This window comes from Rhodococcus sp. USK10 (genome assembly GCF_019378875.1).
GTDB lineage: Bacteria > Actinomycetota > Actinomycetes > Mycobacteriales > Mycobacteriaceae > Rhodococcus_F > Rhodococcus_F pseudokoreensis.
This window is the reverse complement of the sequence record NZ_CP076048.1, coordinates 3,717,284-3,736,449: the sequence shown is the minus strand read 5'-3', so window position 1 is coordinate 3,736,449 and position 19,166 is coordinate 3,717,284. Positions and strand designations below refer to the sequence as shown.

Genomic DNA, 19,166 nt, shown 5'->3' with positions numbered 1-19,166 from the left:
GTAGTGCGCCAGCGCTCGCGCCGGGCCGGCGGGCAGGGACGCTGTCCGGGGCGCGGAAGCAGAAACCCTATGCCCATTCCATCGCACCTTGCGCGACCGTGGGAGTCACGTCTTATCCGTGTACTGGCAGTTCCTCCCACAGCACCGTCGCCGGCGTTAGCGTTGAAATATGGATCACCGAGCAGAAGTGGCCGAGTTCCTGCGGACCCGCAGGGACCGAATCACCCCGGACCAGGCGGGCATTATCGGCGGGGGACGCCGCCGCGTGCCCGGGCTGCGCCGCGAAGAGGTCGCCATGCTCGCCGGGGTCAGTGTCGAGTACTACGCGCGGATGGAACGCGGCGATCTCACGGGCGTCTCCCCCGAAATACTCGACAGCATCGCCAGAGCTCTTCAGTTCGACGATGCCGAGTGCGACCACCTGGCGGATCTCGCCCGAGCCGCCGGACCACCGCCGCAGCGGCGACGCAAACGACCCGCCGAGCAGACCGTGACGCCCACGTTGCAGCGGTTCCTGGACGCGGTGACCGGCGCGCCGATGTGGGTGCGGGACCGGCGTATGGACTTCATCGCCGCCAATCCACTGGGGCGGGCGCTCTACGCGCCCATGCTGGAAGACCCGGCGAACCGTGGGAATACGGCCCTGTTCACGTTCCTCAATCCCGCCGCGCAGATCTTCTTCCCGGACTGGGAACAGAACGCCGATAACATCGTCGCGACCCTGCGCACCTACGCCGGTCAGAATCCGCTCGACAAGCCGCTCACCGATCTGATCGGAGAGCTCGTCACCCGTAGCGACACCTTCCGGCACCGGTGGGCCGCACATAACGTCCGTCATCATCGCGGTGGGATCAAACGCATCCACCACCCCGCCGTCGGTGACCTCGAATTCTCTTACGAAGCAATGGATCTGCCGGCGAACACGGAATGGTTCATGTTCGCCTATACCGCCGAGCCCGGCAGCCCCACGGAGGAACGACTGAAGCTCCTTGGCAGCCTCGCCGCCACCGGCCAGACAAACAGCGACGCCCGCGCGCACCGCTCATTCTGATCGGCCCCGACCCATCCGGGGCTGGAGAGTCACACCGCCGAGTCCGGCAGTCCGACCGCGAAGGGTGTACTCCCAGTTACTCCCTCATCTCACACAGAGTGTCTAACGTCAAGGAATATGAGTATGAACGTGACTTTGAACAATGGCGTCGAGATGCCCGCGTTGGGCTTCGGCGTCTTCCAGACCCCGCCTGAGACCACCGCCGCTTCCGTCGCCGAGGCCCTCAGGGTGGGCTACCGGCTGATCGACACGGCCGCCTCCTATTTCAACGAGCGCGGGGTCGGCGAGGGCATCCGCCGGTCCGGGCTCGACCGTTCCGAGGTGTTCGTGGAGACGAAGATCTGGATCAGCGACTACGGCTACGACCAGACCCTGCACGCCTTCGACAAGAGCGCGGGCAAGCTGGGCGTCGACCAGATCGACCTGCTCCTGCTGCATCAGCCCGTGCCCACGCAGTTCGACAAGACCGTCGAGGCGTACAAGGCGCTGGAGACGCTGTTGAGCGACGGCAAGGTCCGCGCGATCGGCGTCAGCAACTTCATGCCCGACATCCTCGCGAAACTGCTGGAGCAGACCGCGGTCGTGCCCGCGGTGAATCAGGTCGAGGTGCATCCGTACTTCACCCAGGCGGACGTGCAGGCCGCGGACACGGAGCGCGGGGTGCTGACTCAGGCGTGGTCGCCGATGGGCGGCATCACCAGCTACCGTGGCGACGGCGCTCGGTCGACCTTCGACGATCCGGTGATCGGCGAGATCGCTGCCGCCCACGGCAAGACGCCCGCCCAGGTCATGCTGCGCTGGCACCTGCAGGAGGGCCGCTCAGCGATCCCGAAGTCCGTCAACCCCGAGCGCATCGCCTCCAACTTCGACGTGTTCGACTTCGAACTCACCACCGAACAGCTCGGCGCGATCGACGCACTCGATACCGGTGTCCGCGGCGGACCCGATCCCGTGACCGTCACCCCCGAGCTGTTCGCCCGCGACATCCCGGAAGCCTGAACCGCAACTCGCGGTGACCCGCTGAGCGCCATGTTCGAACGGATGGCCAACCAGTGAACTTCGAGGCCACATTCCGGTTCCAGCTGAACACTGCTTTGGCAGGAATCATGATCCACGGCGACCGGCCACTACCGGCAATACTCGCCCAGACCGGTGTCGAAGCGTCCACTCGATAGCGATACACCGGCGCACCAGTTTGCAGATCAGATGGCTGGGTCCTCGTTTCGGTGTCCGACGGATGCGCCCTGATCGGGGACGGCGTTATGACCTAACCCAGCGTCACACTCGAGTGGCGGCGATACTCTTGAAGTAATCATCGAAACGCCAGTCAGTTACTGGTCATGCCGTCGGGACCAGTGCGCGGAGCCACGAGTCGACGGGGTGAGTTGACCGTCCGATGGGTGCAGGTGATCCGCTCGACACGCAGCGGTACCCGCCGTCCCCGGCCGCGGAGTTGGCAGGCACCGGCTTCGACGACGCCCAGGAGATCGGGCGCGGCGGTTTCGGCGTCGTCTACCGCTGCACGCAGGCGGACCTGGATCGCACGGTGGCGGTGAAGGTGCTCACCGTCGATCTCGACGAGGAGAACAAGGCCCGGTTCTTCCGGGAGCAGCGGGCGATGGGCCGGATGACCGGTCATCCGAACATCGTGAACATTCTGCAGGTCGGGGCGACCGCGAGCGGTCTTCCCTACATCGTGATGCCGTATCACCCGCAGGATTCCCTCGACGCGCTCATCCGCCGCCGCGGGCCGTTGCCGTTGGCCGAGGCGCTGCGGTTGGGTGTGAAGATGGCCGGTGCGGTCGAGACGGCGCACCGGCTCGGGATCCTGCATCGGGATGTCAAACCCGCGAACATCCTGCTTTCGGATTACGGGGAACCGGAGTTGACGGACTTCGGCATCGCGCACATCAGCGGTGGTTTCGAGACCGCGACCGGTGTCGTCACCGGGTCGCCGGCGTACACGGCGCCGGAGGTTCTCGCGGGTGATCCGCCGAGTCCGGCCGCGGACGTCTACGGGCTCGGGGCCACCCTGTTCAGTGCGCTGACCGGCCACGCCGCGTTCGAGCGTCGCAGCGGGGAGCAGGTGGTCGCGCAGTTTCTGCGGATCACCACGCAGGAGGTGCCGGATCTGCGGGAGCACGGAATCCCGGACGACGTGTCCGAGGCGATCGCCCGGGCGATGTCCCGTGAGCCCGATCGGCGACCGGCGACCGTTGCGGACTTCGGTGAGGAACTGCGGGCCCTGCAACGCGACCACGACCTCCCGGTCGACGAGATGGCGCTGCGTGCCGAACCGGACACACAGGGCGACGACCGGCGACCGCGCTCAGAAGAACGACCGCGGCGTGCAGGTGCCGCCACTCCCATCACGACAGGGACTCTTCCCCTGGAATTGACCAGTTTCGTCGGTCGCCGACATGAGCTCACCGAGGCGAAGAATCTGCTGGCCGGGTCGCGGCTGGTGACACTGACCGGGATCGGCGGGGTGGGCAAGACCCGGCTGGCGATGCGGGTCGCGTCCGCGGTGCAACGTGAGTACGACGACGGTGTGCGCCTGGTTGAGTTAAGTGAGCTCCGGGAGGAGTTATTGGTCGACTCGGTAGCCACCGCGGTGGGTGTGCGGGACCAGTCGGCGCGGCCGGTGGGGGAAGTCCTGGTCGAGTTCCTCGCCCCGTGCGAGTTGTTGTTGGTCCTCGACAATTGCGAACATGTGGTGGACGCGGTCGCGGAACTCGCCGGCCTGCTGTTGCAGGCCTGTCCGCGGCTGCGGATTCTGGCCACCAGCCGTGAACCGCTCGGTATCGGTGGGGAGGCGGTGTTGCGGGTTCCGCCTCTGGGGGTCCCAGACCCGGAGCGGACTCCGTCGGTGCGGGGGTTGCCCAAATACGATGCGGTGACCCTGTTCGCCGACCGCGCCGCTGCGGCCGTTCCGGGGTTCGCGCTGACCGAGGAGAACGCGGCGGCGGTGGCGGGGATCTGTCACCGATTGGACGGGTTGCCGTTGCCGATCGAGTTGGCGGCCGCCCGGTTGCGGGCGATGTCGCCCGAGCAGATTCTGCGGCGGCTGACCGACCGCTACGCGCTGCTGACTCGTGGTAGCCGGGGTGCGCCGACGCGGCAGCAGACCCTGCGGTTGTCCGTCGACTGGAGTTTCGAGTTGTGCACCGCAGGTGAGCAACTGGTGTGGGGTCGGCTGGCGGTGTTCGCGGGGAGTTTCGAGCTCGATGCGGCGGAGCAGGTGTGCGGTGCGGGCCTGGATCCGGACGAGTTACTCGACACAGTGACATCCTTGGTGGAGAAGTCGATCCTGATCCGGGAAGAGCATGGGTCGGTGGTGCGCTTCCGGATGCTCGAGACTCTCCGCGAGTACGGCTACGAGAAACTCGAGCAGACCAGTGAGGCTGTGTCTTTGCGTCGCCACCACCGGGAGTGGTACGAGTGGTTGGCGCTCGAAGTCGAGGCCGAGTGGATCAGCGCCGATCAGCTCGGCTGGATCGCCCGGCTGAAGCGGGAGCAGCCGAATCTTCGTGAGGCCCTCGAATTCAGCGTCGACGACGATCCTGTCGCCGGCCTGCGGACCGCTGCCGCACTCCATGTGTTCTGGGCTTCTCAGGGTCTCTACAGCGAGGGGAGGCGCTGGCTCGATCGCCTGCTCTCCCGTGAGAGTGGACCACCCACCCCCGAACGGGCAAATGCACTGTACTGCGCCACCGTTATGGCAAATGCGCAGGGCGACATTCACGCCGGGACAGCACTTGTCGAGGAGGGGCACACGCTCGCAGCGCGGAACAGTGACCCCATGATCCGCGCGTTCGTCTCGTTTGCCGACGGCATGCTGGCCCTCTACCGAGGTGACCTCGTACGCGCCCGCTCTCAACTCGAAGCCACACTCGCCGAATTCAGCAAACGCGGAGATCGAACACTCGAAGTGGCCGCCCTGTACCCGTTGGGGACGGCCTATGGGCTGAGTGGCATGACGAAGCGGTCGATCGAGAGCCAGGAGCGTGTCCTCGCGATCACGGAAAAGTACGGCGAAAAGATGTATCGGTCGCATTCGCTGTGGGCCTTAGGCATTGCCGTGTGGCGAGATGGGGACGTAGATCGCGCGGTCCGGGTCCTCGAGCAGTCGCTGGAGCTGACCCGGCACGTGCATGGCCCCCGCATCGCCGCCTCATGTCTCGAAGCACTGGCGTGGATCGAGGGCGATCAGCGCAACCTCATCAGGGCTGCAACGCTGATGGGAGCCTCAGAGGCTGTGGCGCGGTCCGTGGGCGGTACTGTGATCATTCATTCCGATCTGCTCGTTTACCATCAGAACTGCGAGCACGATGCCCGGCAAGAACTCGGAGTCGCAGCCTTCGAGAAGGCCCACCGCAAGGGTGAACAGCTCGGCTTCGACGCGGCCATCGCGTACGCCCTCCACGAGCAACCTCCCGCTGCCTCCACTCCCGACACCGACGCGTCGACGCGACTGACGAAGCGGGAACGCCAGGTCGCCGGCCTCATCGCCGAAGGCCTGACCAATCAGGCCATCGCCGACCGCCTCGTGATCTCACCCCGCACCGCACAGGGCCACGTGGAGCACATCCTGGCGAAACTGGGCTTCACCTCCCGCACCCAGGTCGCGGCCTGGGTCGCGAATCGGGCACACGACTAGCACTACAGTGGCGTGCAGGGCAGGTGTTCTCGGGCTGAGTAGTGGAATCGTCGGGCTCGATGTTGAAGGCGGCGACACTGAGCTGGCGATCACCGCGTGCTTGGTGACGGGGAGCGCGAGTCTTGAGCGTTGGCGATATTAAGATTTCCGGTGGCGGAATCTAATTCGGTGTATCGCTGGTTGTCCTCGTTTCTTTTTGGATGGTAACCTGCGCGCTTTCGGGGAGGGAGCGCCTGATGCGCGGGACGCGTTCCGGACGACGGGCGACGGCCTGCCGGAAAGGCATTCCCGGCGTCGTTTTCATCCATGGAACGATCCCCGCGACACTGTCGACCCCACTGGCATGGTGACCGGCATCGACCATCGCCTGCTCTTGCGCCATCTGCGCCTCGTCCTTCTCCTCCGACATCCCGATCGGACCGATCATCGTGCCGTTGAGGAACTGTTTGACCACCGTCGCCGATCCGTATGGAGCCCGGAAATGACGATAGGAGCGGTCGGCCATGGTGCAGCCATCGAGGACAGGTCCCTGCTCCCTCGATGGCGGTAACCCAGCCGGTTGGGGTGGCGCTGAAGCGCGCAACCGCTCTGCGCCCCTGACGGCTTGCTTCCGCGTCTGGCAGACGTGGTAGTCGTGGTAGTCGCGCGATTGTTCACCTGCGGCGGCGGGTGACCGGATTCTGCAACGATGAACGGCTTGGCAGAGCAACTATGGCGGTACCTGGCATCACGTCGATGCCGCGCTGGTTTTTGGCGAATGTACGCAGCTCGAGGATGTGCTCACCATCGGGGTCCACAGCCTTGTCAACGACTTCTCCGCCCAATGTGACGACGTCGCCGAGATACACGAAGCCGCGGTATTGCGCCGACACGCTCTTGATCCACCCGTCATTACCCATCCAGTGCGTCAGGAGCTGGAGCTGCCAGCACTGACGCTGGAATCCGACGTCGTACTGATAGGTCACGCCCATCGCCCGCGCCGCTGACTTGTTGTAGTGCACGGCGTAGATCGGTTCCGAGGCGGAGGTCTCGGGATCGCGGTAAGTCCAGGCAGGGTGCGCTTGGTAATCGGTGAGTGAGGCGGCATGAGCCTTCAGCCGCGGAACGGGTGTGCCGCCGCCGGCGATGAATGCCACTTCATCGGTGAGTCCGATCGGACCCTTGGTGAGACTGGCGATCTCGTCGCCGATCTCGACATCCTCCCAGAGGAGCGGGGCGGCACCTCGTGGTTGCTCGCTCAGCACCTGCGCTTCGACCCTCTCGACCTCCTCAATCGTCCAGGGGTGCGGGATCTCGGGTGTGGCGCGAGTGCTCCTGGCTGAGCGTGCCTTCGTGCGCTCGTAGTTCATGACCTGCCACCGAACCTCTGCGATCTTCTCGCCGTTCTGGTTGGTGTACTCGTTGGTGAAGCGATCTGTGACCATCTGGCCAGCGAAGGTAGAACGCTGGGGTCCGGTGAATCCATCGTAGCGGCAGGTCGCAGTGACTTTGTCGCCCCAGTAGACCGGGCGTAGGAGATCCATCTGTGTCGCGCAGTGGAACGCTCCGAGACCGGGCCACCCGAACTGCATCCCGGAGAAGCAGCCGATTACGAAGGACGGCGGTGCCACGGGTCCGCCGTAGGTCGTCGTGGCTGCGTACTCGCGATCGGTCCAGAGTGGGTTGACATCGCCGATTCCGCCCGCGAATTTGGTGACGGCGATTCGGGTCGCCTCTTCGTTGTTGATCGAATGATCGATGCGCAGCTGCAGTCCCACCTTCTGCTTCATCCGCTCGATCATTTCGTCGTCGATGGCGGCATCCGGCATAATTGCGGTCATCTCACTCATGTGAACTCCAGTTCCTCTTGGGTTGCGGCGGACGTCAGCCAGCGGATGTCCCGTCCGCGTCGTGGGTGTGGCAGCACGTCACTCGAAGTGACGGGTGTTGTGGCTTTTCGTGGCCGTCATAGGCGCCCGAAGGCTCCTCGGCTTCTCAACTCGTTCACGTCGTCCGTGCCGAGGTGAAGAAGTGTCTCGAGCACTTCCTCCGTGTGCTGGCCCAACCTCGGCGCCGAAAATGGCGGCTGGGGTGCGGATTTCGCGAAGCGCAGAGGGCTGTTGAAGAAGGTCGAGACGCCGCCGCCGGGCCGCTCGATGTCGTACAGAAAGCCCCGCTCGCGCATGCCTGCGTCACTCATGACGTCTTTGATCTCGCGAACCGGTGAGGCGGGCACGCGGTTCTCTTCGCACAGGTGACTGACCTCGTCGGCGGAGTGCGATCTGGTCCAAGCAGCGACGACCGCATCGAGTTCGTCCTGGTTCCGGATGCGTTCGGCGGTCGTTACGAACCCTGGTCTCGAGCTCAGGTCCGGGGCGTCCATTGCCTTCGTCAAGCGAGCCCACTGGTCGTCGGTGAGACACAGTATCGCCACCCATCCGTCCCGGGTGGGGTAGACGTTGTGGGGTGCTACCGCTTCCCCCGAATGATGATTGTGGGTGCGCGGCGGTCGCGTAACGTCACGCTCGAACATCCATGCCATGCTCGACAGCAGGGTGGGTACCAACGCTTCGATCATCGCCACCTCCACGACGCCGCCCCGTCCCGTGCGGTTCCGGGCCAGCAAGCCGCTCACTGCCGCCGCGTACATGTGGATGCCTGCAATGAAGTCGGCGACCGCGGGCCCCGCGCGGGTCGGAACGCCATCAGGTTCACCGGTCAGGCTGAGGACGCCAGCGGCAGCCTGAATCGTCAGGTCCATCGCCGGTTTCCGGCGAGCCGGCCCAGTGCGGCCGAACCCGGATCCGGAGGCGTAGATCAGACGGGGATTGATCTCGAGTAGTTTTTCGGGCGAGCATCCGAGGCGCTCCATCGTGCCTGGGACGAAGTTCTCGAGGAGAATGTCTGAATGTTCGACGAGCCGGTGAAGTAGCTCAACGCCGTGGCTGCTCTTGAGGTCAAGTACGACGCTTTGCTTGCCTGCGTTGAGCGCGCTGAAGGTGTAGCCGGTCTCTCCGGGCCGTTTGCGGACCGAGTCGCCGGTGGGAGGCTCGACCTTGATCACGTCAGCTCCGGCACGAGCCATCAGGAAGCCGGCATAGGGGCCTTGGTAAACCTGTCCTAGATCAAGGACGGTTACGCCCTCCAAGGGTGCTTCGATCATCGTCCCTCCTGATGTCGGTATCTGTGTGAAGTGGGGCAAGAAGAGCAATCAGGGGCATCGACGACTGCTGCCTCGTCGCGGTCTTGCCGGTCTTGTGTGCTGTGGGTCGTCCTCGTGTCCTTCACGTCATGGCCGGCCGAGTGTCGATGCTCGGCCGGTCCTCGAATAACTGAAGAAGCTCGCGCTTGAGGATCTTTCCCATGGCATTGGTGGGTAGAGGTTCGCGAACGATCCGCCAGTGCGCAGGTATCTCGAATCGCGCCAGGAGGGTGGACGCGTGATCGACGAGTTCCTGTTCATCGATATCGCCCGAGCTCGCCCGCACCACGACGGCCACAACTTCGCCCCATTCGGCGTCGCGTAGGCCCACGGCCGCGGCTTCCAGCACTGCTGGGTGGGCATGGAGCACCGCTTCGACGCGCGCGGCCGAGATGTTCTCGCCGCCACGGATAATGATGTCTTTGCTGCGACCTTCGACCCACAGGAACCCGTCGTCGTCGATCCGACCGAGGTCGCCGGTCATGACCCAGCCGCCCGACTTGGCGGGCTCTTCGGCCAGTCCGTTCGGTGTCAGGTAGCCGAGCATCTGTGCCCCTGATCGCACCGCTATCTCGCCACCGCCCTGCTCGTCGGGGTTGTCGATGCGAATTTCGGCCCACGGCAGTGCCCGCCCGGCGGTACCGGGACGTGCAGCGACGTCGGCGCCGGAGGCAGCTGTGACGGCTCCGCCGGCCTCGGTCAGCCCATATCCAGTGTTGACACCGACCTTCAGGCTCGGAATTGCCGTACGGAGCTGCTCGAGAAGTGACGGAGGTACCGGCGCGGCACCCAGAGTTGCGGATCGGAGGGAGGACAAGTCGCGGTGCGCGAAATCGGGATGTGAGAGAAGGCGCGTCAGCGCAGTGGGCACCAGGAACAGGCTCCGGATCCTTTCGGTTTCCAAGATGCGGAGTACCTCGCCGGCATCGAAGCGACCGGACAAGAAGATCCGTTTGCTCCCTTCGACAAGGCTGCGGACGACACCATGAATTCCCCCGATGTGGAAGAGCGGCGCGGTGATGAGGGCTGTCGGTGCCGGCTCCCGTCGCATGACCCGATCGGTCTTGCCTGTCAGCGCCAGAAAGCCTTGGAGGTTGAGCGCGAAGGTGCGGTGGGTCAGCACGGCGGCCTTGGCGAACTCTGTCGTTCCCGACGTGAACACGACTGCCGCTGCATCGTTCGCCGCGACTTCTCGAGCCCGGTCATCGAGGAGTCTGGACCAACTGTCATCGACGTGCTTCTCGTCGAAGTCGATGTCGTCCATACTCCACCGTTGCGCTCCTGACGGGAGCCTGTCCATCAACGACGAATCGACCACGGCGAATTGGCTTGTCGTGACAGTCAGCGCGTGGCGAACCTCCTCGCGGGTCCATGACGGATTGCCGAGGACGGGAACAGCCGCAGCCCGCCAGACGCCCCACACGGCGGCTACCCAAGCGGCACTGTTGCGTCCGTGAATGAAGACTCGGTCACCGCGATTGACCCCGTGCTGTGCGAGTGTCACCGCAAACCTGTCGGCGGAGCAGACGATATCCGCGAAGCTGACCGTAAGCGACCCATCTTGGATGTGGATCAGGTCATCCCATCGCGCCCCGATCTCTAGCAGGTCCGCGGTATTTGTCAGGCAACCACAGTGCCGTTCGTGAATGTTATCGAGGCAGTTCACCTCATCGGGTGGTGCCAGCCATCGATTGATGGCGTCCTGGATTGCTGGGGATGGAACTCGTTTCATACCGTTTCCGTCCTATATGCGACAGTTGGATCGTGTATACGACAGTTGCATGCCTGAGGTGTGCGCGTCAAGCCGCAGTCTCCGACCGGCCTCAGGGCTGAGGTTCTTGCGAGTTGGCCTCGGGAGTGGTTGAACCGCAACCCGTTATGACGATTCCGGGGTCCCTATTGACCGTGACCCGAGTCACTACTAGTCTCGCAGTTACGTTATTGATGTCGTATATACGACAAGAGTGAGGATTGATCAATGAAAGCTCGCGGACTGAAGGCCACCCTTGCCTTCGTGATAGCAATGGCGGGATTGACCGCCTGCGGCACTGGCGGCGATCCAGCTTCCGATACAGGAGCGATTCCCGTGCGGGTCCTGGCCACGACACCCAGCATGAACACGGGACTGCCGCTTGCCATGGTTGCCTTGGGCACGGCGGACGGCGCGGGCTTGGACATGAAATATGAAGCCGTCGGAGCTGCGAGTTCGACCGTGATCGCGGGCGTGATGTCGGGGGAAGCCGACTTCGGGGTGCTGGCACTCGCTCCGGCGATCGAGGCCATCCACACCGGTGCACCTATCGAGATCATCGCTGGGACAGCGGAAGTGGCGTCGCTGATGGTCGTGTCGAATGATGTGGCCGAACGCTACGGAAACAAGTCCGTCGACGAGCGCCTGCGGGGACTCGAGGGCTTAACCGTCGGCACCGGTCCTGTCGGTTCGACGAACTACAACATCCTGCGCGCGGAGCTGAGTCGTGTCGGCCTGGATCCGGACAAAGACGTCACGATCATCGGGATGAGCGAGCCTACGGCCTTGGTCTCAGGTCTCAAACAGGGACAGTTCGACGCGGGCTTCTACGGGGCTGGTGCGCTGGAGCAGAACCTCGCAGATGGTGACGGGGCCGTGTACCTCACGGGCAAGGATCTCCCCACGATCCAAGACATGATCGGAATCGGTGTTATCGGCCGGAGTGACTACATCGCCAAGAACGCCGACTCCGTTGAACGGCTGCGTGCGGCACTGGCCGCTGCGACCGAGCAGATCACCGCGGACCCAGTCAATGCGGGCGAGAAGCTGCACACAAAGTTCTTCGCGGAGACATCACCAGCAGCTTGGGCGATCACCTGGGAGCTCGGACAGAGCGTCATGGTCGCGGACACGAAAATCTCTCAGGACGCCTACGAGAAGAACCTCACGCTCCTCGCGGCGGGCGGCTCATCGGTCGATGTGCCATTCGATGAAGCTGTCGCCGAAATCGCCCGGAAGGACTCCGAATGAAGAACATGATTGAGTTCTCCGACGTCAGCATCGGATTCGGTCAATCCGCCGATGTTCTCAGAAATTTCGATCTGGAGGTGCGCGAGGGTGAGTTCGTCTCGCTCCTCGGACCGTCGGGATGTGGAAAGTCGACAACCCTGAACGTTCTGGCCGGCTTGCTTCACCCCCGGCGGGGTGCGGTCACCTTCGATGGCAGTCCGATCCGGGGGGTGAACACCGCAGCGGGCTACGTCACCCAAGATGACACGCTCCTGCCGTGGCTGACGATCGCCAAGAATGTCGGGCTACCGCTGAAGTTACGCAAGGTCGGCCGACGAGAGATCGAGGACCGGGTGGAAAGCCTCCTGGCGCTCACTGGATTGGAGAGTGCAGGTCCACTCTTCCCCTCGCAGCTGTCCGGCGGAATGAAGCGGCGCGCGCTGCTCGCGCGTGCACTGATCTATCGCCCGGCACTCCTGATGATGGACGAGCCGTTTGCGGCGCTCGACGCCCAACTGCGCACAGAACTACACGCGGAGTTGCTCAGGATCGTTCGCGCGGAGAACACCACGACGCTGTTCGTCACCCACGACATATTCGAAGCCGGCATCCTCTCCGACCGAGTGGTGGTCGTTGGTGATCGACCCGGACGCGTTGTCGCCGATATTCCTGTGCCGTTCGGGGCGGTGCGAGATGTCCACACCCTGCGCTTCGAACCAGAGTTCAACGTACTCGAGCGCACACTCCATTCCGCGCTCGCCTCAGCACGGAAGGTTGATGCATGATGTCATCGCACGTAGCCGCCCTGTCCACGACTCCCAGTCCATCAATCGTCGTCGACGACAACGACATACCTCGCCGGCCGCTGTCCGAATCGCCGATCACGCTGTTCCTGGCCCGTCTGTTCGTGCTGGTGGCCGCGCTTGCCGCATGGGAACTCTGTTCCGACACCGTGGTCGACAGCTTCTACATCTCCTCACCCAGCCAAGTGGCCCCGATGCTGTGGACATGGATCACCGACGGCACCCTCTGGTACCACGCACGAAGCACCTTGTGGTCGGCGGCAGTCGGCTTCACTGCCGGCGGCATCATCGCCGTTGTCGCCGGGTACATCTTCGCGCAGTGGAAATTTGTCGCGAGCGTGTTGGAGCCGTTCATCACTGCGATCTACGGTATCCCGAAGATCGCACTGATCCCGCTCCTGATCGTCTGGTTCGGACTCGGCTTCCAGCTGCAAGTAATATGCGTAGCGATCGTCACGTTCTTCCTGATGTTCTACAACACGTTTTTCGGAATTCGTGAGGTCAACCATGCGCTGATCGACCAGATGCGGGTGATGGGGGCGAACCGCTGGAACGTCGCGGTGAGGGCCAAACTGCCGTCCGCCCTCGTCTGGGTCGTGGCCGGTCTCAAGATCACCGTCCCGCAGGCGCTCATCGCCGTGGTCGTCGCTGAGATGTTGGCCTCCAACCAGGGCCTGGGGTACCTCCTCACACGGAGTGCGAACCAGTTCAACACCACAGGAGTGTTCGCTGCGATCATTGTCCTAGTAGCGGTCAGTTTCACGGTCGACCGCGTTGTCTCACGACTCACCCGTCGTGCAATGCAATGGAAGGAGGCACGGTCGTGACCACACTCTCGTCCGACTCGCACTCGGCCAGCTCGAAGGATCCGGATCCGACGGCAAAGGACGATCGACTGTCGCGAGACGGAATACCACATCGCACGATCGATCGAGTCACCGAGATCATGGAGCATGTGGCACACAGCGCGGACGGACTCACACTCGCGGAACTCGTACAGATCACCGGCGGCGCGAGGACCTCGATCCATGGGTTCGTCTGGGGACTAGTGTCGGCGGGATGGCTATTCGCCGAGGGAAATCGTTTCTACCTGGGTCCCGTCACGTTCAGCTTGACGCTCGGTCAGGAGCGCCTCCAGTTCGACGACTTCAGTCTGGAGGACCTTCAGCGCGTCAGTGACCGGGCAGGCACCAGCGCACTGCTCGCGCTCCGCGTTGGTAGCTCGATCGTATACGTCGGTAGGACGAGCCCGGACGGCTCGACCGCGAACTGGTGGCAGCGACGACAGCACGGCTGGAAGTCCCTGCGAAGGCCTCTGTTCGACACGGCCGCGGGACGTGCGCTCGTGGCCGCACAGCCGGACAGCACCATCCGGCTTCTCATCGCCAACATAAGTGCCGACCAAGCCGACGCCGCGGATGAGTTCCTCCGGCAAGTCGACGATATCCGCGAGAAGGGCTACAGCCTCAATGAGCACCCCGACAAGGATCTCAGCGGGCTTGCGGTAGCGGTCCGAGATCGTCACGGAGAGCACCCGGTGGCTGCGATCGCGCTCGTGGGGCCCGTCGCCACTTTGCGTGAGCGACGGGACGAACTGGTGACCATCTTGAAGGATGCGGCGAATTGCCGACAGAGATGACGTAAGCGCACGAGGGTGTGACATGCGGACGGGTGATTCTCACCTGCATCCGCTGAAGGCGTATCAGCGGCGCGGATACTTCCCGAAGCTGGATGACATTTCGGCCGTTGTCGTCGACACCGCGCGGCGTGCTCGATCACCGGTGTCACCTGCGGTGGCGACCTGTAGCGGACGCCCGCGCCCGGCCTTCGTGCCGGGCGTGGGAGGCGGTACCCCCGCGGGGTGAATTCACGGATGGATGTGGTCGTGCAATTGCGCGGCTCCGTCGTGGGTTCACTGTCCGGCGCGGTCAGCATTGCCGCGCACGGTATCGCCGGCGGCGGAATGCCCCCGAGCGACGGTTCGAAGGTGCTGCTTCTCGCCGCGTGCGCCGCGGTCGGCGCGTCGGTCGCCGCCATCCGGGTGTCCAGCCGCGAATGGTTGTTCGTCCTGTCAGTGCTCGCAGCGGGCCAGCTGATCGGCCACACCACGCTCGCCTTGCCGGCCGATCATGCGCACGGCCTGGGGCTATCCACTCCGATGATCGCCGCGCACATCGCCGCGATCGCGGTGGCCGCGGTGCTGGTCCGGTCGGCCGAACGTGCCTGTCTGCGGGCCCTGGCGGCGCTGTCGCGCATCGTTCTCGCCGTCCTGGCCCCGCCGCAGGTCGATACCGGCACCTGGTAGGCGACCCCGGTCTACCGCGCGAAGCTGTCGTTGTGGCTGCTGGTCGCCGCGGGCGCCGGCACCCGCGGATCACCCGCCCTCGTTTAGGCGACCCCTCCCGAGTCGGTGCGTCCCCGACGCGTCACCGCGAGTTGTCAGCGCACCTTCCCCGTGCGCGGCCTCGAGGGCGCTGGGTGCCCCGGCTCACCCGAACTCGAATCGAGATCTTCATGTCCGTCCCTGAGCTCGAACGCGACAAACCGGTCGCGCCCGCCCCGTCCTCCCCTGTCGAAGGACTCCTCGCCACCGCGCAGTCTCCGGCCACTGATCCTGCGCCTGCACTTCTACGCGGGGATTCTGGTGGCACCGTTCCTGATCATCGCCGCCGTCAGCGGCGGTCTCTACGCACTCGCGCCGTCCGTCGAGCAACTCGTCTACCGCGACTACCTGCATGTCGACTCGATCGGCCCCGACCTGCCGATGTCCGAGCAGGTGCGGGCCGCGCAGCAGGTTCGCCCGGACCTCGCCGTCGCGGCCGTGCGCCCGGCGACCGAACCGGGTGAGACGACGCAGGTGATGTTCACCGACCCCGGGCTGGGCGAATCCGAACGACTCGCGGTCTTTGTCGATCCCGCCACCGCGCAGTCGAAGGGCGAGCTGGTGGTCTACGGCGGCAGCGGGGCGCTGCCGATGCGGACCTGGATTTCGCAGTTGCACCGGCACCTGCATCTCGGTGAGCCCGGACGTATCTACAGTGAGCTCGCCGCGTCGTGGCTGTGGGTGATCGCGCTCGGCGGCGTGTACCTGTGGGTGCAGCGGTATCGCACGACCCGCGCCCGGAACGCGGACGCCGCCAGGCTGTGGTGGCCGACGTGGGTGGCCCGTCGGCGGGACTCATGTTCACCCTCGCCGCTCGACCGGTCGAGCCGCGGCCGTAATCGCACCCTCAGCTGGCACGGGGCTGTCGGCATCTGGAGCGCGGTCGGTCTGGTGTTCCTCTCGGCGACGGGCCTGACCTGGTCGCGTTACGCGGGCGAGAACGTCGGCGAACTCCGCTCGGCCCTGAGCTGGACCACCCCCCAAGATCGACAAGAAACTGGACTCGGCGCCGAACACGGGCGGCGCAGCATCGGGCGGTCACGACGGGCACGGCGCGGGGCATACTCCCGCGTCGGATCCGGGGATCCTCGGCACGAACGTCGGCGAACTCGACACCGTCCTCGGTGTGGCCCGGCGCAGCGGTGTCACCGGTGCCGTCGAGGCGACCGTTCCCGCGGACGCGGGCACCGCGTTCACTGTCACCCAGACCCGGGAACCGTGGCAGTTCTCGACCGACTCGATCGCCATCGAAGGGGCAACGGGCACGGTGACGGACGTGTCGCGGTTCGCCGACTGGCCCCTCGCCGCGAAGCTGACGTCCTGGGGCATCGCCCTGCACATGGGTTTGCTGTTCGGCCTGCTCAACCAGCTGATCCTGGCGGCTCTCGCCGTGGCGTTGCTCGCCGTGACCGTCCGCGGCTACGTCCTCTGGTGGCGGCGCAGGCCCACCCGCGGCACCGCCCGGACGGTGGGCAGGCCGCCCGCGCGGGGCACCTGGCGTCGCATCCATCCGGTCGTGGCCGTGACCGGAGTCGCCTGCGTCGTCCTCGTCGGCTGGTTCGTCCCGCTGCTGGGACTCAGCCTCGTCGCGTTCCTGCTCGTCGACGTCGCGGTCGGCGCCCTCGGCCGTACCCGGGCCGGGTGATGGACAGGGGCACCCGCGCGGTCAGGCCTTGGGAACCGGGTGCCCCTCCGACGCCTGCACGACGACGATGCCGCTTCCGGTGAGGCACAGCTGGTACGCCTCACCGGACCCGCGGCCGATCGCGGCGGCCATCTTCGCGGTCATGCGGATCGTCGAGTGCAGGCCGGTCGACCACAGCACCGCACTCTGCATATCGACATAGGTGGGGGTGTCGACGTTCAGGACGACGGGAGTGCCGTACACGGTGACGGCGAGAACGCCGCGCCCGGTGAACGTGGTGTTGAACAGACCGCCGCTGAGCATCGACGCGCCCTCGACGCGGTGGATATCCCAGCTCAGCGAGCTGTCGAACGCGAGGACGTTGGACCCGTTGACGGTCACGGACTCGTCCTCGAGTTCGAGCAGGAAGATCTCGTCGGCGTCGCGGGCGAGGAACACGTCACCGCTGCCGGACACCTTCATCAGCGACATGCCCTCACCGGTGAGCGCTTTCTTGAAGAATTTCCCGACACCGCCGCTGCCTTCGTACGAGAAGTCGACGTCACCCTGGTACGCGACCATCGCTCCCTGCCGGGCGAAGAAGTGGCCACCGGTTCCGGTCAAGTCCACCTTGAGCATTCGGGGATTCTGGAGCACGAAGGTGCCCGGTTCTCCATTGCGTTCCGCGTTCTTCATCAGGTCGCTGCGCATGCTGCGATCGTATCCGCCGCGTCAACGAACCCACTCCGGACCGGGCCCGCTGGCTTCCTCGAAGATCAGCCACGTCTTGGTCGCCTGCACACCTTCGAGGCTCTGCAACCGTTCGAGGACGACGTGACGCAATGCGCTGTTGTCCGGTGCGCGGACGAGGACGAGTACGTCGAAATCGCCACCCAGTAACGAGAAGTGCTCGACGAACGGCAGTGTCCGCAGCTGGGTGGAGATTCCCCGCCACGAGTCCTGCCTGATCGACAGGGCGATGAACGCGGAGGAGCCCAGACCTGCCTTGGAATGCGAGATGCGGGTGGTGAAACCTTCGATGATCCCGGCGTCCTGCAACCGTTCGATACGGACGTACGCGTGGGCGCGGGAGATGTGGGCCTTCTCCGCCAGCGCTCGCATCGAGATGCGGCTGTCGGCGACGAGTTCCTTGATGATGCGTCGGTCGATCGCGTCGAGTTCGTACGTGTCCGCTGTGCCTTCGGCCATCTGTCCATCCCTGCTGTGGTCGCTCACGCTCCGGTGAGACATTCTGCCCCCGACGGGCCGATTCTAGGCCATTTGTCTCTGATTTCGTCCGGTCGTTGTCGATAGGTCGTTCAGTTGCGAGCATTGACGAACACAATGCATCTGGAGGTAGACGTGACGCTCGTAGAGCCGCCCCTGGCGAGGCCGTATCGGAAGTTCCTTCCCGCCGACAGCGCGGTGCAGTATCTGGACTCGGCGGGCGAACTCACCGGGAGCGAGGCCCGGTACCCGAGGCCGAGCGATCACCGTCTGGTGGAGATGCACCGGAACATGGTGCTGGGCAGGCGCTTCGATCAGCAGGCGACGGCCCTGACCAAGCAGGGCAGGCTCGCGGTGTATCCGTCGTCGCGGGGTCAGGAGGCCTGCCAGATCGCGGCGGCGATGAGCCTGCGACCCGGCGACTGGATGTTCCCCACCTACCGCGACTCGGTGGCGCTCGCCGCCCGTGGCATCGACCCGGTCGAGATCCTCAGCATGCTCGCCGGCGACTGGCACTGCGGCTACGACCCGGCCCGGCACCGCAGTGCACCCCAGTGCACCCCGCTGGCCACCCAGTTGCTGCACGCCACCGGTGTGGCGTACGGCGAAAACCGCAGGGGCCGTGACACGGTCGCACTGGCCTTCTGCGGCGACGGCGCGACCAGTGAGGGCGACTTCCACGAGGCCCTCAACTTCGCCGCCGTGTTCAAGGCCCCGGTGGTGTTCCTGGTGCAGAACAACGGATTCGCGATCAGTGTGCCGCTCGCCCGGCAGAGCGCCGCACCCACGCTGGCGCACAAGGGCGTCGGCTACGGGATCGGCAGCGAGCAGGTCGACGGCAACGACCCGGTCGCCATGCTCGCCGTGATGGACGAGGCAGCGAACTTCATCCGGGCCGGCAACGGACCGGTCATCGTCGAGGCCCACACGTACCGGATCGACGCGCACACCAACGCCGACGACGCCACCCGCTATCGCGATTCGTCCGAGGTGGAGCAGTGGCTCGGACGCGACCCGCTGACCCGGCTGGAGAAGTACCTACGTGGGAAGGGCCTTCTCGACGACGCGTCCGCCGACGCCCTCACTGCCGAGGCCGACACCGCCGCCGCGACCCTGCGCGCCGGGATGAACGTCGACCGGCCCCACGACCCGCTCGATCTGTTCCGGCACGTCTTCGCCGAACCCACCCCACAGTTGCGCGAACAGCAGGCGCAGGTGCAGGCCGAACTGGCCGCCGAATCCGAGGAGCACTGAATC

The 19,166-nt window shown here is 65.1% G+C and carries 13 protein-coding genes and 3 pseudogenes; 10 read left to right on the top strand and 6 right to left on the bottom strand.

The window, feature by feature from the left end:
* Positions 1-169: 169 nt before the first annotated feature.
* From I1A62_RS24135 to I1A62_RS24125, 3 genes are all read left to right on the top strand, one after another.
* On the top strand, positions 170-1,051 hold the full coding sequence (locus I1A62_RS24135; protein ID WP_219460397.1) for a helix-turn-helix transcriptional regulator: 882 nt from the start codon (positions 170-172) through the stop codon (positions 1,049-1,051).
* A gap of 123 nt (positions 1,052-1,174) precedes the next feature.
* Positions 1,175-2,050: an aldo/keto reductase gene (locus I1A62_RS24130; protein WP_374710819.1), complete on the top strand. Its 876-nt coding sequence runs from the start codon at positions 1,175-1,177 to the stop codon at positions 2,048-2,050.
* A gap of 397 nt (positions 2,051-2,447) precedes the next feature.
* A complete protein-coding gene (locus I1A62_RS24125; RefSeq protein ID WP_219460391.1) occupies positions 2,448-5,711 on the top strand; it encodes a protein kinase in 3,264 nt (1,087 codons plus the stop codon).
* Positions 5,712-5,871: 160 nt separating this feature from the next.
* Here I1A62_RS24125 and I1A62_RS24120 read toward each other — a convergent pair.
* The 4 genes and pseudogenes from I1A62_RS24120 to I1A62_RS24105 all read right to left on the bottom strand — a co-directional run.
* Positions 5,872-6,165, bottom strand: a pseudogene (locus I1A62_RS24120) (ABC transporter ATP-binding protein); the annotation flags it as partial.
* Between the two features lie 199 nt (positions 6,166-6,364).
* A complete protein-coding gene (locus I1A62_RS24115; protein ID WP_219460387.1) occupies positions 6,365-7,540 on the bottom strand; it encodes a MaoC family dehydratase N-terminal domain-containing protein in 1,176 nt (391 codons plus the stop codon).
* Between the two features lie 116 nt (positions 7,541-7,656).
* The gene (locus tag I1A62_RS24110; protein ID WP_219460385.1) at positions 7,657-8,853 is read right to left on the bottom strand and encodes a CaiB/BaiF CoA-transferase family protein; all 1,197 of its coding nucleotides are present in this window, start codon (positions 8,851-8,853) and stop codon (positions 7,657-7,659) included.
* A gap of 121 nt (positions 8,854-8,974) precedes the next feature.
* Positions 8,975-10,624, bottom strand: a complete 1,650-nt coding sequence (locus I1A62_RS24105; protein ID WP_219460380.1) for a class I adenylate-forming enzyme family protein — start codon at positions 10,622-10,624, stop codon at positions 8,975-8,977.
* A 246-nt stretch (positions 10,625-10,870) separates the two neighbouring features.
* On the opposite strand from I1A62_RS24105, the gene I1A62_RS24100 reads away from it, so the two are divergent.
* The 6 genes and pseudogenes from I1A62_RS24100 to I1A62_RS24075 all read left to right on the top strand — a co-directional run bounded on the left by I1A62_RS24100 (position 10,871) and on the right by I1A62_RS24075 (position 16,703).
* Positions 10,871-11,893, top strand: a complete 1,023-nt coding sequence (locus I1A62_RS24100; RefSeq protein WP_219460377.1) for an ABC transporter substrate-binding protein — start codon at positions 10,871-10,873, stop codon at positions 11,891-11,893.
* On the top strand, positions 11,890-12,657 hold the full coding sequence (locus I1A62_RS24095; protein ID WP_219460375.1) for an ABC transporter ATP-binding protein: 768 nt from the start codon (positions 11,890-11,892) through the stop codon (positions 12,655-12,657). Before I1A62_RS24100 ends, I1A62_RS24095 begins: the two co-directional genes overlap by 4 nt.
* On the top strand, positions 12,654-13,502 hold the full coding sequence (locus I1A62_RS24090) for an ABC transporter permease (RefSeq protein ID WP_219460373.1): 849 nt from the start codon (positions 12,654-12,656) through the stop codon (positions 13,500-13,502). Before I1A62_RS24095 ends, I1A62_RS24090 begins: the two co-directional genes overlap by 4 nt.
* Positions 13,481-14,314 carry an IclR family transcriptional regulator gene (locus I1A62_RS24085; RefSeq protein ID WP_257890898.1) on the top strand — a complete coding sequence of 278 codons (834 nt, stop codon included), beginning with the start codon at positions 13,481-13,483 and terminating at the stop codon, positions 14,312-14,314. The genes I1A62_RS24090 and I1A62_RS24085 overlap by 22 nt, the downstream gene beginning before the upstream one ends.
* Positions 14,315-14,548: 234 nt before the next feature.
* Positions 14,549-15,067 (top strand): annotated as a pseudogene (locus I1A62_RS24080) (hypothetical protein).
* A 132-nt stretch (positions 15,068-15,199) separates the two neighbouring features.
* A pseudogene (locus tag I1A62_RS24075) lies at positions 15,200-16,703 on the top strand (PepSY-associated TM helix domain-containing protein).
* A gap of 21 nt (positions 16,704-16,724) precedes the next feature.
* Here the strand turns inward: I1A62_RS24075 and I1A62_RS24070 are convergent.
* Both I1A62_RS24070 and I1A62_RS24065 read right to left on the bottom strand, forming a co-directional pair.
* Positions 16,725-17,393, bottom strand: a complete 669-nt coding sequence (locus tag I1A62_RS24070) for an AIM24 family protein (protein WP_219460369.1) — start codon at positions 17,391-17,393, stop codon at positions 16,725-16,727.
* A gap of 21 nt (positions 17,394-17,414) precedes the next feature.
* Positions 17,415-17,891 carry an Lrp/AsnC family transcriptional regulator gene (locus I1A62_RS24065; RefSeq protein WP_124391460.1) on the bottom strand — a complete coding sequence of 159 codons (477 nt, stop codon included), beginning with the start codon at positions 17,889-17,891 and terminating at the stop codon, positions 17,415-17,417.
* A 135-nt stretch (positions 17,892-18,026) separates the two neighbouring features.
* Here I1A62_RS24065 and pdhA point away from each other — a divergent pair, with 135 nt between their 5' ends.
* On the top strand, positions 18,027-19,163 hold the full coding sequence (gene pdhA / locus I1A62_RS24060; protein ID WP_124391459.1) for a pyruvate dehydrogenase (acetyl-transferring) E1 component subunit alpha: 1,137 nt from the start codon (positions 18,027-18,029) through the stop codon (positions 19,161-19,163).
* Positions 19,164-19,166: the final 3 nt, after the last annotated feature.

What these genes read in the sequence shown, in the direction of transcription:
- I1A62_RS24135 (WP_219460397.1), top strand. Translation starts at nt 170, where the DNA reads ATGGATCACCGAGCAGAAGTGGCCGAGTTCCTGCGGACCCGCAGGGAC.
- I1A62_RS24130 (WP_374710819.1), top strand. Translation starts at nt 1,175, where the DNA reads ATGAACGTGACTTTGAACAATGGCGTCGAGATGCCCGCGTTGGGCTTC.
- I1A62_RS24125 (WP_219460391.1), top strand. Translation starts at nt 2,448, where the DNA reads ATGGGTGCAGGTGATCCGCTCGACACGCAGCGGTACCCGCCGTCCCCG.
- I1A62_RS24115 (WP_219460387.1), bottom strand. Translation starts at nt 7,540, where the DNA reads ATGAGTGAGATGACCGCAATTATGCCGGATGCCGCCATCGACGACGAA.
- I1A62_RS24110 (WP_219460385.1), bottom strand. Translation starts at nt 8,853, where the DNA reads ATGATCGAAGCACCCTTGGAGGGCGTAACCGTCCTTGATCTAGGACAG.
- I1A62_RS24105 (WP_219460380.1), bottom strand. Translation starts at nt 10,624, where the DNA reads ATGAAACGAGTTCCATCCCCAGCAATCCAGGACGCCATCAATCGATGG.
- I1A62_RS24100 (WP_219460377.1), top strand. Translation starts at nt 10,871, where the DNA reads ATGAAAGCTCGCGGACTGAAGGCCACCCTTGCCTTCGTGATAGCAATG.
- I1A62_RS24095 (WP_219460375.1), top strand. Translation starts at nt 11,890, where the DNA reads ATGAAGAACATGATTGAGTTCTCCGACGTCAGCATCGGATTCGGTCAA.
- I1A62_RS24090 (WP_219460373.1), top strand. Translation starts at nt 12,654, where the DNA reads ATGATGTCATCGCACGTAGCCGCCCTGTCCACGACTCCCAGTCCATCA.
- I1A62_RS24085 (WP_257890898.1), top strand. Translation starts at nt 13,481, where the DNA reads ATGGAAGGAGGCACGGTCGTGACCACACTCTCGTCCGACTCGCACTCG.
- I1A62_RS24070 (WP_219460369.1), bottom strand. Translation starts at nt 17,393, where the DNA reads ATGCGCAGCGACCTGATGAAGAACGCGGAACGCAATGGAGAACCGGGC.
- I1A62_RS24065 (WP_124391460.1), bottom strand. Translation starts at nt 17,891, where the DNA reads ATGGCCGAAGGCACAGCGGACACGTACGAACTCGACGCGATCGACCGA.
- pdhA (WP_124391459.1), top strand. Translation starts at nt 18,027, where the DNA reads ATGCATCTGGAGGTAGACGTGACGCTCGTAGAGCCGCCCCTGGCGAGG.